The sequence below is a fragment of the Planomonospora alba genome (genome assembly GCF_039534085.1).
GTDB lineage: Bacteria > Actinomycetota > Actinomycetes > Streptosporangiales > Streptosporangiaceae > Planomonospora_B > Planomonospora_B alba.
Genome location: NZ_BAAAUT010000024.1, coordinates 97,121 through 110,825, shown reverse-complemented (window position 1 = coordinate 110,825; position 13,705 = coordinate 97,121). Strand labels below are relative to the sequence as shown.

The window sequence follows — 13,705 nt, the reverse complement described above, 5'->3', positions numbered from 1 at the left end:
GGCCCGCCGTCGCGCACCCCGCCGGCCGGGCCGGTCCGCGGGCCCGTCACGGCATCGGGGCCTGTCACAGCATCGTCCGGGGCCGGGCCGCGTTGGCGCGGTCGATCAGCGCGTGCCGTTCGGCGGCGGTGTCCGCGGTCCGGGCGAGCCCGCGGTAGAGGCGCTCCAGCTCCCGGCGGAGCGCCCGCGGGGCGAGCGGGACGCCCAGCACCGTCTCGGAGCCCTGCCCGTTCCGCCGGCCCCGGCCCTGCGCGGGCCCGGAGCCGAGCCAGGCCAGGGCCCGTTCCAGCACCTCGGCCGCCAGTTCGGCGCGGCGGCGCGGGTCCAGGTCGGGGAGGTCGTCCAGCCGCCGGCCCACCCCGGCCAGCGCGCCCGCGTCCAGCGTCGCGGGGTCCCGCTCCCGCACGGCCGCCGCCACGCCCGCCAGCCGCGCCGCGACGTGGTGGCTGGAGCTGGACGGCACCTCGTCGAGGACCTCGATCGCGCCCTCCGGGTCGCGGGCCGCGAGGCGGGCCCTGGCCAGGCCGAACGCCGCGCTCACGTAGGAGCGGTCGGTGCGCCAGACCGTCCCGTACCGCCGCGCGGCCGCCCGGGTGTCCCCGGCGCACTCCAGGCAGAAGGCGAGGGCCAGCCGGGGCGCGCACTCGCCGGGCATCAGGTCGTAGCAGCGGTCGAAGACCCGGGTGGCCTGCGCGAGGTCGCCCGAGACGAGCTCGTGCACGCCCCGGCACCACAGGACCCGCCAGTCGCCGGGCAGTTCGGCCGCGGCCCGGGCGAGCAGGGCGGGCGCGTCGTCCGCGCCGTGCTCGGCGCTCATCCGGGTGAGGGCGAGCAGCGTCTCCGGGGTGTGCGGGGCGGATCCGAGCATGGCGGTCAGCTCGCCGGGGGTGCGGGCGGTGAGCCCGGACAGGAAGGGCGTGGCCGGGTCGGCGGGGTCGGCCAGCGGGACCGGCAGGGCGGCCGCCGCGGCGGCGCGCCCCAGAGGGAGCAGCGCGCGCCCCGCGCCGGTCGGGGCCAGGGCGGTCCCGGCGGCGATCCGCTCGGGGCCGAACAGGGAGGACGGCGCCGGGTAGGGCACGCCGTCCTCGGCGGCGCGCACCTCCCGCAGGACCCCCAGGAGCTGGTCGGCCATCTCCTCGGCGCTGCCGAAGCGGGCCCCGGGGGAGGGGTCGGTCGCCCGGCGCAGGAGGCGGTGGAAGGACTCGTGGCGGGCGGCGGGCGGCAGGTCCGCCAGGTCCGGCAGCGGCGCCTCCGCGCCGCCCGAGACCGGGCTGAACGGGACGGCGAGCACCGCCAGCGTCCGGCCCACGGTGTACAGGTCGGAGGCGACGGAGGGGCCCTCGGTGGCGATCTCCGGCGCCTGGTAGCCGACCGTGCCGTAGATGGCGCTGTCGGAGTCGCCGATCATCCGGACCGCGCCCAGGTCGATGATCTTGAGTTCCCGGCCGACCTGGATCACGTTGGCGGGCTTGAGGTCGCAGTACAGCATGCCGCGCTCGTGCAGGTAGCCGAAGGCCTTCAGGATCTCCAGCGCGTACGGGATCGCCTGGCGCAGCGGGAGCGCCTCCGCCCCGCCGGTCTCGCGCAGCCGGCGGCGGAGCAGGTCGTGCAGCGACTCGCCGCCGATGTACTCCATGACGAGGTAGCCGGCCATCCGTCCCGCCGACGGGCCGGTGCCCGCCTCGCGGTGCCGGACGAAGTTGAAGATCTTGACGATGTTCGGGTGGTCCACGCCGGTCAGGAAGCGGCGCTCGGCCTCCGCCACGGCCAGCGCTTCGGTGTCGGTGGTGTTCAGCAGCCCCTTGAGCACCACCCACCGGCCGTCGAGGTTGCGGTCGGCGGCCAGGTAGACCCAGCCGAGCCCGCCGTGCGCCAGGCAGCCCTTCACCTCGTACTGCCCGGCCACCAGGTCGCCCTCGCGCAGCTTCGGGGTGAAGGAGAAGGGCGTCCCGTCGTGCGGGCAGAACCCCTCGGTACGGCCCGGCCGGCCGTCCCTGCTCCGGCCGACGGGCCTGCCGCAGCCGGGGGCGCCGCAGAACCTCCGCTCCTCGGGCACCTCGGGGTCGTGCATGACCACCGCCGCCGGGTCCCGGTAGAGCACGGGCGGCACCTCGGCCAGCCCCGACCCCAGCGTGCCCGGCCGGGACGCCCCGGTGCCCCGGGTCCCGCGGCCGGACGCGGGACCGGTCCCGCGCCCCGCCGACGGGACGGTGACGGGCGCGGACACGGACACCGGCGGGCCGGAGGAGGCGGGCGCGGACCCGGACGGGCCGGCGGGCGCGGACCCGGGCGCGGCGGGGGCGCCCGCGGGCCGGGACGGCGGCGCCGGGTGGCCGCACACGTCGCAGTAGCCGTCCTCGACGGTTCCCGGGCAACCGGGCATTCCGCACTTCACGCGGCACCTCCCTCGATCGCGCGCCGGTATCCGGTCACGGCCGCCGTCGCCTGCCGCAGGTCGCAGGGGGCCGTCCAGAGCAGGCCGCGCGCGTGCCGGTACAGGCGGTCGAGCGCGGCGTCCTCGGCGAGGCCGAGCCGTACGGCCTTGGCGTGGAAGGCCTCCAGCCGGCCGCGGAGCTCGTCCCGGCGCGCGATCAGCTCGCGCAGCGCGCCGGTCGCCTCCTCCGCCCGGCGCGCGGCCTGCTCGGCGGCGTGTTCGAGCTCGGCCAGCAGCTCCGCGCACTCCAGCCACCGGCCGCCCCGCTCGTCCGTTCCGTCCGGCGCGCGTCCTGCTCGGCCCCGCTCGTCCGTTCCGTCCGGCGCGGAAGCGGCCCGGCCCGGCGCGGAGGCCCCGCCCGGGACGAGCGCGTCCAGGGCGGCCAGGCGCCCGCGCAGCAGCGGGGCCTGGCCGGGCAGGTCCGGCAGCGCCGGTGAGGCGATCTTCACCAGCACGAGGTCGCGGGCCCGGCGGGCCTCCTCCTCGGCCCCGGCCGCCCGGGCGACGAGCCGTCCCAGCGCCTCGCGGTGCGCGCCGTACTCCCGCCGGAGGGCCGCGGCCCGCTCCGCCCGCGCGCGCACCCGCCCGGCGTCGGCGAGGACGCGCTCCAGGGCCTGCGCTCCCGCGCTCCCGGCGCCGAGCGGGTCGGCCCGCAGCTCCTCGCGGAGCCGTTCGATCTCCCGCTCGCAGGCGTCCAGCGCGGGGTCGCCGCTCCCGAGGTCGCGCAGCAGCCGCCGGGCCGCGTCCGCGGCGGCCGCCGCGGTGTCGAGCCGGGGCAGCACCGCGCTCCAGACCGCGTCCACGGCCGAGATCAGCGCGGTGACGTCGCGGAAGGCGGAGTCCATCGCGGCCACCGCCTCGTCGAGGGTGAACCGCTCACCGGGGGTGGCCAGCAGCGAGCGCTGCTCCACCGGCCGGACCTCGGGCGCGAGGCGGACGGCGGGCCCGGTCAGCAGCGCGGTCAGCTCCACCGCCGCCCGGCGGTCCCCGGTCCCCGGCCGCCGGGCACCGGTGGCGATCCGCTCGGCCCGCTCCAGGACGTCGCGGTAGGCGTCCAGCAGCGCCCACAGCAGCGCCGCGCGCTCCCGCACCCCCGCCCAGCGCCGGGCGGTCTCCCCGCGCGGCGCGGAACTCCTCAGCAGCCGGAAGACGGTGTGCGCCTCCAGGTCCAGGACATCGCCGGAGATGCGGTCGCGCTCCTCCCGGCGGAGCCGGAGGGCGTGCTCGATCCCCTCGGCGCTCATCGGCGGCCCGGCCGCCCCAGGACTCCCCGTCAACGGTTCCCCGTACCTCCCTCTGCGCAAGGCCCCCCGAGGAAAGCGTGGTTCTTTATCCGCTCTTTACCCGTTGACGAAGGATCGGCGGGGAAAGTTTCCGAAATGCGATGATCAATAGGCCGGCGTCCACCGCCGGGCGGATCCGCGGTCCTCCGCGCGGCGGACGGCGCCGTGCCCGCCGTCCCCTCCGGAGAGGGGCGACGGCGCGCGCCGGGGTCCGTAGTCTTCCGGCCATGTCCGGCGGAACACGGCAGCGGCCATGACGGTCAGACTGGTCATCGCCGACGACCAGGCCATGATCCGTGCGGGCCTGCGGCTCGTCGCGGAGACCGCGCCCGGCATCGACGTCGTCGGCGAGGCCGCCGACGGGCGGGAGGCCCTCGACGTGGTCCGGCGGCTCCGGCCGGACGTGCTGCTGATGGACGTCGCGATGCCCCGCCTGGACGGTCTGGGCGCGGCCCGGCGGCTGCTCGCGGACCCCCGCCCCCCGAAGATCGTCATGTTGACCACCTTCGGCACCGACCGGAACCTGCACGCCGCGCTGCGTGCGGGGGTGAACGGATTCCTGCTGAAGACCTCGCCGCCGGAGCTGCTGGCCGAGGCGGTGCGGGTGGCGGCGACCGGCGACGCGCTCATCGACCCGGCGGTCACCATGCGGGTGATCGCCTCGTTCGCGGGCGGCCCGGCGCCGGTCGAGCGGCCCGAGCTGGACGCGCTCACCCGGCGGGAGCGGCAGGTGCTGAACCTGCTGGCCCGGGGTCTGTCCAACCCGGAGATCGCCGGGGCCCTCGGTCTGGGCGAGGCGACGGTCCGCACCCACGTCGCCCGGGTGCTGCAGAAGCTCGGCGTGCGGGACCGGGTCCAGGCCGTCGTGTTCGCCTACGAGGCCGGGGTCGTACGGCCGGGGCAGGGGGAGCGGCCGTGCGGAGGGGGCTGAGGGAGCGGCCGGGCGGCGGGCGGCCGACCCGGATGGACCTGCTGCTCTCCCTCGCGGTCGTGGTCACCGGCCTGGTCGAGTCCTTCGGCAGGCAGGGCACGGGGCCCGGGCGGATCGCCGACCCGGTGCCGCTGGCGGCGGGGGCGGTCGCGGCGGGGCTGCTGCTGCTCCTGCGCGGCAGGTCCCCGATGGCGGTACTGCTGGCGCTGACCGCGACCGGCGTGGCCGTGGGGTGGGTGACGGACACCGGCTACTACGCCGCCTGGCACTTCTACTCGACGCTGATCCTCGTGCACACCGTGGGCGGCGCGGCCGAACCGCGCAGCCGCCGCGGTCTGGCGGGGCTGGGCTGCGTGCTGGCGGCCTACGCCCATCTGCAGACCCTGCAGAGCAACGACGTCGCCGAGGTCATGATCACCGCGATATTCCTGGGCGCGGCGTACGGCAGCGGCATCCTGCTGCGCCGCCAGACCGACCGGACGCTGCGGCTGGCCGAGCGGGCCGCGCGCCTGGAGGCGGAGCGGGAGGAACGGGCCCGGCGGGCGGTGGCCGAGGAGCGGGCCAGGATCGCCCGGGAACTGCACGACGTCGTCTCGCACAACGTGAGCGTCATGACCCTGCACGCGGGCGGGGTGCGGATGCTGCTCGGCGGCGACCCGGCGCGCGGGCGCGAGCGCGACATGCTGCTCGGGGTCGAACGGGCCGGCCGCGCGGCGGTCGGGGAGCTGCAGCTGATGCTGGGGGTGCTCCGCGAGGGCGGTGCCGGGCCCGAGGCCCCGCAGCCGGACCTGGATCGCCTGGACGAACTGGTCGAGCAGGTGCGGGATACCGGACTGGACGTCCGGCTCCGGATCACCGGCGAGCGGCGGCCCCTCCCGCCGGGCCTCGGCCTGTCGGCCTACCGCGTGGTCCAGGAGGCCCTGACGAACGTGCGCAAGCACGCCCGCGCCGCCCGGGCCGACGTCGTCCTCGCCTACGGCCCCGGAAGGCTGCGCGTGGAGATCGTCGACGACGGGGCCGGGACCGGTGCGGGCGGGGAGGGGCCGGGTGGGCACGGTCTGATCGGGATGCGTGAGCGGGCCGCGATGCACGGCGGCGAGCTGTCCGCCGGTCCCCTCCCCGGCGGCGGCTACCGGGTGGCCGCCGGGTTCCCGCTGGACGCCCCGGAGGCCGGCGAGCCGCCGTCCGGCGCCGGGGACCGGGACGACCCGGCCTCCGGCGGAGCCGCCTGCGGGGAGGCGCCGCCCGCCGCGCCGGTGCTCGGCGTCCAGATGTGAGGCTCCGGCTCACCGGCCCACTCCGCATCGCTCATGCGCAGCATCCGCAGCCCGATCACCCCGGAGCCGGCCAGATAGAGCAGGCCGCCGACGACCGTGCCGACGGGGAAGGAGGTCGCGCCGAAGACGCCCGCGAGCATCGCGGGAGGCGCCCACCACGGCGCGTGCCCGGCGCGGGCCACGGCCAGCCCGAGCAGGAGCAGGCCCGGCAACCCGAGGAAACCGGGGATCTGGAACCCGTACACCACCCCGGGGTAGGCGAACGCCTCGTCGCCCATCCGCGCGCCCTGGTCGGGCGGCAGGGCGCTCTCCAGGCGGGCGTAGAAGAAATCGCCCAGCATCAGCGAGGAGAAGTTCACCACGCCGAGCAGGGCGAGCCCGCCGGACAGGTGCGCGAGGACCACGCCGCGCCGCCGGACCAGGTGGATCATCCCGATGACGCCCGGGACGAGCAGCACCCAGCTCCAGTGCAGGAGCGAGGCGCTGACCGAGACCTCCTCCGGGTAGCGGCCGTAGACGCCGGCCGAGTCGTCGCCCCGCCGGAGGGCGGGATCGGCGACGACGCCCGCCACGTAGAGGATCGGAGCGGCGATGAGGCAGAGCCCGGCCGCCTGCCTGCGGAACCCGCGCGGATCGGAGAGCACCGACATGAGATCGTTCCCTTGCGTGTCTGTCCCCCGCACCGGGGCGGGCGGGGGCGGAGCAGGGAAACTAGGCGCCCGCGGTGCCGCGCGTCCTCCCTCCGGCGGGCGATCGGCGCTCCGCTCCGGCGCGGACCCCGCCTGCGCCGCGCTGCGGACCCCGTTCCCACGGCGGCGCGGTCCGCCTCGCGCCGGTTGCGGTACGGGCCGCCGGGAAGTGTCCGGTACGGGCGTCACTAGCATCGTCGGCGGGCCGTACCGATCGGGGTCCGGCCCGTCCACCAGCCGAGGAGAACGAATGATCTTCATTACCGCGAAGTTCCGCGTGCTGCCGGAGTCCGCCGACCGGTGGCCCGAGATCACCAGGGAGTTCACCGAGGCGACCCGGGCCGAGCCGGGCTGCCTGTGGTTCGACTGGTCCCGCAGCGTCGAGGACCCCGCCGAGTACGTGCTGGTCGAGGCGTTCCGCGACGACGAGGCCGGGGCGGCGCACGTGCAGTCCGAGCACTTCAAGAAGGCGCAGCAGACCCTGCCGCCGCACCTGGCGGCGACGCCCCGGATCGTGAACACGACGATCCCGCAGGACGACTGGTCCCTGCTCGGCGAGATGGCGGTGCCCGAGCGGGGCTGAGCCGTCCCGCCTCCCGCCTCCTGCCTCCCGCCTCCTGCCTCCCGCGGCCCGGCGTGCCGGGCGGGGAGGGCCCGCGGGCGGCTCCGGCCCGCCGCCGGGCGCGGATCCGCACGGGCGGCTCCGGCCCGCCGCCGGGCCCGGCGCCCCCTCGGCCTGCGGTGATATCCGCTTCCGTATCGATCGCATGCGTATGGCGCTATTGGACAGAATCGAGGCGTTCCTGGTCTGCTGTCAGGCATGATCATCGTCCTTCGCGGCCGTGCCGGCCGTACCGTCATCGATCCCGCCGCGGTCGGGGACCGCGGCCGCGCCGCCGTCGGAGACCCCGGCAGGGGAGCGGCCGGATGAGCCTCTTCGGGGAGCGGGAGCGGGAGCGGGAGCGGGAACGGGAGCGGGAACGGGAACGGGACCGCGGGCCGGACGGCGCCGCGGGGGACAGGACGCGCCGCCCGGGTGGTGCCGGGACCCGCACGGGAGCCGGGTCGCGGATCGTGCGGCTGCTCCAGGCCGGGACGGCCGCGGGGGTGCTGGCCGCCGCCCTCGGCCTGCCGCTCGTGGGCGGCGCGGGGGCGCTGGTCGTCACCGCCGCGGACGAGCTGGACCTGCGGCCGGTGGACCTCGAGGAGCCGCCGCTGGCGGAGAAGACGACGGTCCTGGACGCCCGCGGCGACCAGATCGCGCAGTTCTACGAGGAGTACCGGGAGATCGTCCCGCTCGGCGAGGTGGCGCCGGTGATGCGGACGGCGATCGTCGCGATCGAGGACTACCGCTTCTACGAGCACGGCCCGATCGACATCGAGGGGACCATGCGGGCCCTGGCCAAGAACCTCGCCGCGGGCGGGGTCAGCGAGGGCGGCTCCAGCATCACCCAGCAGTACGTCAAGCAGGTGCTGCTCAACGCGGCCGACACCGAGGAGGAGAAGAACCGGGCGCTGGAGCCCAGCTACGCGCGCAAGCTCAGGGAACTGCGCCACGCGCTGGCCGTCGAGCGGAAGTACACCAAGGACCAGATCCTGGAGAAGTACCTGAACATCGCCTACTTCGGGGCCGGGGCCAACGGCGTCGAGGCGGCGGCCAAGCGGTTCTTCGGGGTCCGGGCCGCGAAGCTGGACCTGGCCCAGGCGGCCACCCTCGCCGCCGCCGTGCAGTCGCCCAACACCACCGACCCCGAGGGCGGCAGGGAGAACCGGAAGCGGCTGCTGGAGCGGCGCGACGTCGTGCTCGACCGGATGGCGGAACTCGGGAAGATCACACCGCAGGAGGCCGCACGGGCCAAGGCCCGGAAGCTGGGCTACCGCGGCATGCCGCTGCCGGGCGGATGCGAGGCCAGCCCGTACCCCTACTTCTGCCTGTACGTGCGCCACGAGATCCTCGGCAACCCGAGCTTCGGCAGGACGGAGAAGGCCCGGAGCCGGCTCCTCAACCGCGGCGGCCTGACGATCAGGACCACCCTCGACCCCCGCGCGCAGGCCGCCGCCGAGAAGGCGATCCGCAGGCGGGTCCACGCCTCCGACGACCCGGTCGCGGCCCAGGCCCTCGTCCAGCCGGGCACGGGGATGATCAAGGCCATGGCGGCCAGCCGCGGCTACGGCGACTCCCCCCGGAGGAACGAGATCTCCTACAACATCGCGGCCGACGCCGCGCACGGCGGCCTCACCGGCTTCCAGGCGGGCTCGACGTTCAAGACCTTCACGCTGATCACGGCGCTGGAGAAGGGCATGCGGCTCGACGAGGGCCTGTCCGCCGGCGCCGGCTACCGGGCCCCGTCCTACGCGACCTTCAAGAACTGCAAGGGCGAGAACGTCGGCGATCCGACGCACACCGTAACCAACGACGAGGGGTCGCCCGGATTCAAGACGCTGCGGACCGGCACCTGGGACTCGGTCAACACCTTCTTCCTGGAGCTGGAGGAGCGCGTCGGCCTGTGCGACACCGTGCGGACCGCCAAGTCCCTGGGGATCAAGCGCGCCGACGGCCGGCCGCTCCAGGAGGTGCAGACCTTCACGCTCGGCGTCAACGAGACGGACCCGGTCACCGTCGCGGCCGCCTACGCCGCCATCGGCGCCCGCGGGAAGTACTGCGCGCCGATGGCCATCACGCGGATCACGGACCGGAACGGCAGGGCGACCGACTACCGGCCGCAGTGCCGCCAGGCGCTGGACCCCGGGGTCGCCGACGCCGCCGCCGACGTCCTGTCGGGGGTCTTCACCAAGGGCACGATGCGGGAGGTGGGCGGCATCGGCCGCGACGCCGCGGGCAAGACCGGCACCACCGACGACCACGCCACCGCCTGGTTCGCCGGGTTCACCCCTGACCTGGCCGGGGCGGTGAGCATCGGCGACCCCCGCGGTTCGACGGCGCACAAGCTCACCGGAGTCACCGTCGGCGGGCGGTACTACGGCGCGGTCTTCGGGGCCACCATCCCCGGGGTGATCTGGAAGGACACCATGACGGCCGCGCTGCGGGGCACCCGGGCCACCCGCTTCCACCCGGTCGACTCCGCCCGCTTCGGCGGCTGCGGCGGCGGCTGCGCCCCCGTCGGGAGGGCCACGGGGACCGGGGAGCCGCAGGACGGCGCCTCCGGCCCCGGCCAGGGGACCGGTCCGGAGGGCGGGACCGGGCGGGAGCGGGAGGAGACCGGGCGGTCCCGGGAAACAGGGGGTGACTGAACCAAGATCCCTATAGGGTGCCCGGCGTGCGCCGCATGACGGGAATGTCGATCGGTGCGGTGTGCCGTGGCCATGCGGACGCTGGCGGTCAAGCGGGCCAGGAGCACCGGGGCCGAGCCGGACGCCGCCCCGGGCGAGGGCGGCGGGACGATGTTCGGCAAGGGCTACGTTGTCATCGTCGTGGCCGAGGTCGTCCTGCTGTTCGGCGGCATCGCGGTGCTGGGCGCCCTGGATCGCCCGCAGGAGACCAACGTCGCCTGGATCGCCCTCGTCGTCGGCGTGCACTTCGTCGCCCTCGGGCCGGTCTGGAAGAACCGCTCCATCATGCTGCCCGGCGCGGTCCTGACCGTGCTCGGCCTCGCCGGGCTCGCCGTGACCTCCACCTCCGCCCTGCCGTGGGTGCCGTTCTTCGGCGGGGTGCTGTCCGGCGTGACGCTGCTGGCCGGCTCCCTGAGCGCCGCCCGGTACGCCCAGGCCGCCCAGGCTGCGCGGGCCGCGAGCGGCTGAGGCCATTTCTCCGAGTTCCCCGAGCTCCCCGGGGCTCTTTTCGCGAGTGCTTTCGAGGTCCATGCGGCCGCGACCCGCCCGGCGGGCCGCGGCCTGCTTCTTTTCCGGTGCCTTCGGGGACATCCGGGGGCGACGGCCGGAACGGGGATGGGCCCGGAGGATGCCCCGTTCCCGGGACACGGGGGGAGCGACTGCCGTACCCTCCCGGACGTGGACTTTCCGTGCACATCTCATCACTCAGAGCGGCGGGAGCGGGCCAGGGAGGAGTTCCGGGAGGCCGGCCGCGAGCTCCGGTGGGCCATGCTCCGGTACGGCGACGCCCAGCAGGCGGTCGGTTCCGGGATCGGATCCCCCGCCGAGCTGGTCCGGGCGCGGCAGGCGTGGGGCTGGGCGCTGACGGAATGGGTGCGCACCCTGGTCATCCGCGAGGAGGTCCTCGACGGGGCGGGGACCGGGCCCGATGACGGACGGGTGCGCACGGTCCTGGGCGCCGCCGGCGGGCCCTTCCCCGCGCCCGGGACGCTCCGGGAGGCGCGCCTGCAGGTCGAATTGCTCTCCACGCAGTACGAGCGGGTCCGCCGCGGTGGTTCCTCCGACGAGGCGGCCCTGGCGCGGGAGCTGTGGGCCCGGGCGCTGTCGGCCTGGGCCCGCATGCTGATCGCGCAGGAGGAGGCCGCCGACGAGGAGCGGATCGACCGGTACGACGGGACGGTGGGCACCTACCTGGCGGACGTCGATCCGTCCGAGGCCGGGCGCGCGGCGCGGCGGCGCCAGATCGTCGCCGCGAGCCGGGAGCGGGCCCGAGCCGCGAACATCGCCGCACGGGGCCGCCCGGACGGAGACGGCCCTCCTCCCCTCACGGAGGGCGCCCCCGGAGGGGGTCCCCCCGCACCGGCCCGCCGATCCGCCCGCCCGTCCCGCCGGGCCGGCTGAGGCGAACGCCTCCCGGGCCGAGCTGACAGATCCCGCTGAAGACACCGTGGTCGGTCAGGCCAAGAGCCAAGCTCTTCCGGGAGGCGTTCGCCTACATCCTCACTGTCAGGCCAGGAACTCGGCGACGGCCGCCAGCCAGGAATCGGGCTGGTCGACGTGGGCCATGTGGCCCGCATCCTCGATCACCACGGCACGGGCGGAAGGGATCAGCTCCGCGGCCCGCCCGGCCAGGGGCGTGGGGAAGACCATGTCCTGGCGGCCGTGGAGCAGGAGCAGCGGCACGCCGAGTGCGGCGAGCCGCCGGGCGGCGTCCTCGGGCCGGGCCGAGGGCAGCATCCCGGCCCGCCAGGGGCGCATCCACTCGGCGGAGAAGCGCACCCGCTCCAGCCGGTCGAGATAGCCGGGCAACGCCTCCGGCCGCCAGACGTCCGCCACCGCCCCGGCGAACGCCGCCGCCCGGGTCAGCTCCGGCCCGGACAGGCCGGGGTCGGACCAGACGCCGGCCTGCGCGGCGCGGCGCTCCTCGCGCTCCGCCCAGCCGTCGAAGGCGTCCGGCGGCACCGGCAGCACGCTGCTGGAGGCGACGATGAGCCGCCGGACGCGCCCGGGTGCGGCCAGGGCCAGGCGCTGGGCGATCAGGCCCCCGTAGGAGAAGCCGAGGACGTCGACCTGTCCGGCGCCCAGCGCGTCCAGCAGGGCGACGAGGTCGCCGGTCGCCGCCGCGGGGGTGTACCGGTCGTCGGCGAGGCCCCGGGTCGAGCGCCCGCAGCCGCGCAGGTCGGGCAGGACGACCCGGTGCCGCCCCGCGAGGCCGGCCAGCGGTTCGCGCAGATAGCTGTGGTCCCAGTCGGGTCCGCCGTGGATCACCAGCAGGGTGCGCTCGGCGGGCCCGGCGGTGCGTGCGACGAACAGGTCGACGGCGGGCTCGGCGGACACGGTGACGAAGGTCTCGGTGAACATCCGGCCAGTCTCCCAGCCGGTCCATCAGCCGTCCTCCGGCCTTCCGGCCGGTCCAGCGGATGATCGCCGAGGCGCTGGCCGAGGCGGCCACTCCGGCGCTGGACGAGGTGATGGCCGGGATCGCCGCCGATGAGCCGGTGCCGTACGATCCCGGCTTCGTCCGTGAGACCGTGCGCGAGGGCCGCCGATGATCAGGCGGTGATCCGGGCCGCGCGCAGGCGCCGGCTCACCGCCTCCCAGGTGGGCTCGACCGGCTCGGCGCGGTGGGAGCCGACCGCCAGGTCCTTGAAGCCGCTGGAGGTCGAGACGCACACCACCGGCCCGTCGACGGCGCCGCGGCGCCGCAGTCCGGCCAGGCCCGCGGCGGCGGACAGCTCCGCCCACACGCCCTGGCGGGCCAGCTCGGCCTGGGCCGCGGCCATCTCCTCGTCGCTCACCGGCAGGGCCTCACCGCCGCTCTCCCGGATCGCCACCAGGCCGCGGTACCCGCCGACGGAGCAGGCGATGCCGTACGCCGAGGTGGGGCCGACCGGGACGACGGCGGCCGGCGACCCCTGCCGGAGGGCGGCGGCGAGCGGGGCCCCGGCGGCGGGCTCGCAGGCGTACATCCGCGGGGTCCGCTCGGCGAGACCGAGGCGCCGCAGCTCGGCGAAGCCCTTCCAGACGCCGAAGAGCAGTTCGCCGTAGCCGGTGGGGGTGAACACGGCCGCCGGGACGCCGATCTGGGTGAAGATCTCGTAGGCGATGGTCTTGTAGCCCTCGGGCCCGAAGGCGTGCCCGGTGTGCGTGACCGTGAGGTTGCTGACGGGGTGGTAGCCCAGCCGGTCGGCGATCAGCCGCATCAGGGGCCACCGCGACTCCTGCGGCAGGGGCAGCACCACCGCGCCGTAGGCGTCCACGAACGACCGGACGGCCGGAGGCGCGTCCGGCGAGGTCAGCACGGTGCAGCGCAGCCCCGCCCGGGCGGCGAAGGCCGCCGCGGACGCGCCGTGGTTGCCGGAGGAGGCCACGACCACTCCCGGAGCGTCCATCCGCACCGCGGCGCTGACCGTGCAGCGGTTCAGCCGGTCCTTGTGGCTCCACGTGGGGTTGCGGGACTCGTCCTTGAGGTAGACACCGTCGCCGATCTCGATCAGCGGGGTCCCGCCCTCGCCCAGGGTGGGGGCGTCCAGCGGCGGCAGCAGGGGCGCCCACCGGTCCAGAGCGGCACTCGGCCCGTGGCTCCTGCGGAACAGGTCGTCCGGCACCTCGTCGTAGGCGTAGTCGACCTCGACCGGGTAGGCGATCTCGGCCGTGCCGGTGCGCGGGCATCCGCTGGTCAGCGGCGGCCACAGCGGATACGTGATCGCCGGGTCCCCCGGGGAGCGCTGACCGGTCGCGAGCGAGTCTCCTGCCATGATCGACAACTTATCGCCGCGCAGCGTCACGGCCTGGTGATC

General features: G+C 76.1%; 11 protein-coding genes. 7 read left to right on the top strand and 4 right to left on the bottom strand.

Annotation, left to right across the window (positions count from 1 at the left end):
• Nucleotides 1-64 precede the first annotated feature (64 nt).
• Entirely contained in the window at nucleotides 65-2,395 is a 2,331-nt protein-coding gene (locus ABD823_RS16455) for a serine/threonine-protein kinase (protein ID WP_344860413.1), read from the bottom strand.
• A complete protein-coding gene (locus tag ABD823_RS16450; protein ID WP_344860411.1) occupies nucleotides 2,392-3,678 on the bottom strand; it encodes a hypothetical protein in 1,287 nt (428 codons plus the stop codon). The genes ABD823_RS16455 and ABD823_RS16450 overlap by 4 nt, the downstream gene beginning before the upstream one ends.
• Before the next feature lie 292 nt (nucleotides 3,679-3,970).
• On the opposite strand from ABD823_RS16450, the gene ABD823_RS16445 reads away from it, so the two are divergent.
• The 6 genes from ABD823_RS16445 to ABD823_RS16420 all read left to right on the top strand — a co-directional run bounded on the left by ABD823_RS16445 (nucleotide 3,971) and on the right by ABD823_RS16420 (nucleotide 11,306).
• The gene (locus tag ABD823_RS16445; RefSeq protein ID WP_344860410.1) at nucleotides 3,971-4,648 is read left to right on the top strand and encodes a response regulator; all 678 of its coding nucleotides are present in this window, start codon (nucleotides 3,971-3,973) and stop codon (nucleotides 4,646-4,648) included.
• On the top strand, nucleotides 4,633-5,925 hold the full coding sequence (locus tag ABD823_RS16440) for a sensor histidine kinase (protein WP_344860408.1): 1,293 nt from the start codon (nucleotides 4,633-4,635) through the stop codon (nucleotides 5,923-5,925). The genes ABD823_RS16445 and ABD823_RS16440 overlap by 16 nt, the downstream gene beginning before the upstream one ends.
• Before the next feature lie 939 nt (nucleotides 5,926-6,864).
• On the top strand, nucleotides 6,865-7,197 hold the full coding sequence (locus ABD823_RS16435) for a putative quinol monooxygenase (RefSeq protein ID WP_344860406.1): 333 nt from the start codon (nucleotides 6,865-6,867) through the stop codon (nucleotides 7,195-7,197).
• Nucleotides 7,198-7,541: 344 nt separating this feature from the next.
• Nucleotides 7,542-9,866: a transglycosylase domain-containing protein gene (locus ABD823_RS16430; RefSeq protein WP_344860404.1), complete on the top strand. Its 2,325-nt coding sequence runs from the start codon at nucleotides 7,542-7,544 to the stop codon at nucleotides 9,864-9,866.
• Between the two features lie 54 nt (nucleotides 9,867-9,920).
• On the top strand, nucleotides 9,921-10,373 hold the full coding sequence (locus ABD823_RS16425) for a hypothetical protein (RefSeq protein WP_344860403.1): 453 nt from the start codon (nucleotides 9,921-9,923) through the stop codon (nucleotides 10,371-10,373).
• A 210-nt stretch (nucleotides 10,374-10,583) separates the two neighbouring features.
• A complete protein-coding gene (locus ABD823_RS16420) occupies nucleotides 10,584-11,306 on the top strand; it encodes a hypothetical protein (RefSeq protein ID WP_344860401.1) in 723 nt (240 codons plus the stop codon).
• A gap of 105 nt (nucleotides 11,307-11,411) precedes the next feature.
• Here ABD823_RS16420 and ABD823_RS16415 read toward each other — a convergent pair whose 3' ends face one another.
• The gene (locus tag ABD823_RS16415) at nucleotides 11,412-12,266 is read right to left on the bottom strand and encodes an alpha/beta fold hydrolase (protein WP_344860400.1); all 855 of its coding nucleotides are present in this window, start codon (nucleotides 12,264-12,266) and stop codon (nucleotides 11,412-11,414) included.
• 59 nt (nucleotides 12,267-12,325) lie between these two features.
• Here ABD823_RS16415 and ABD823_RS16410 point away from each other — a divergent pair, with 59 nt between their 5' ends.
• A complete protein-coding gene (locus ABD823_RS16410) occupies nucleotides 12,326-12,457 on the top strand; it encodes a hypothetical protein (RefSeq protein ID WP_344860398.1) in 132 nt (43 codons plus the stop codon).
• Here the strand turns inward: ABD823_RS16410 and ABD823_RS16405 are convergent, their stop codons facing one another.
• On the bottom strand, nucleotides 12,458-13,663 hold the full coding sequence (locus ABD823_RS16405) for a threonine synthase (RefSeq protein WP_344860396.1): 1,206 nt from the start codon (nucleotides 13,661-13,663) through the stop codon (nucleotides 12,458-12,460).
• Nucleotides 13,664-13,705 lie beyond the last annotated feature (42 nt).

What these genes read in the sequence shown, in the direction of transcription:
- ABD823_RS16405 (WP_344860396.1), bottom strand. Translation starts at nt 13,663, where the DNA reads ATGGCAGGAGACTCGCTCGCGACCGGTCAGCGCTCCCCGGGGGACCCG.
- ABD823_RS16415 (WP_344860400.1), bottom strand. Translation starts at nt 12,266, where the DNA reads ATGTTCACCGAGACCTTCGTCACCGTGTCCGCCGAGCCCGCCGTCGAC.
- ABD823_RS16430 (WP_344860404.1), top strand. Translation starts at nt 7,542, where the DNA reads ATGAGCCTCTTCGGGGAGCGGGAGCGGGAGCGGGAGCGGGAACGGGAG.
- ABD823_RS16450 (WP_344860411.1), bottom strand. Translation starts at nt 3,678, where the DNA reads ATGAGCGCCGAGGGGATCGAGCACGCCCTCCGGCTCCGCCGGGAGGAG.
- ABD823_RS16435 (WP_344860406.1), top strand. Translation starts at nt 6,865, where the DNA reads ATGATCTTCATTACCGCGAAGTTCCGCGTGCTGCCGGAGTCCGCCGAC.
- ABD823_RS16445 (WP_344860410.1), top strand. Translation starts at nt 3,971, where the DNA reads ATGACGGTCAGACTGGTCATCGCCGACGACCAGGCCATGATCCGTGCG.
- ABD823_RS16410 (WP_344860398.1), top strand. Translation starts at nt 12,326, where the DNA reads ATGATCGCCGAGGCGCTGGCCGAGGCGGCCACTCCGGCGCTGGACGAG.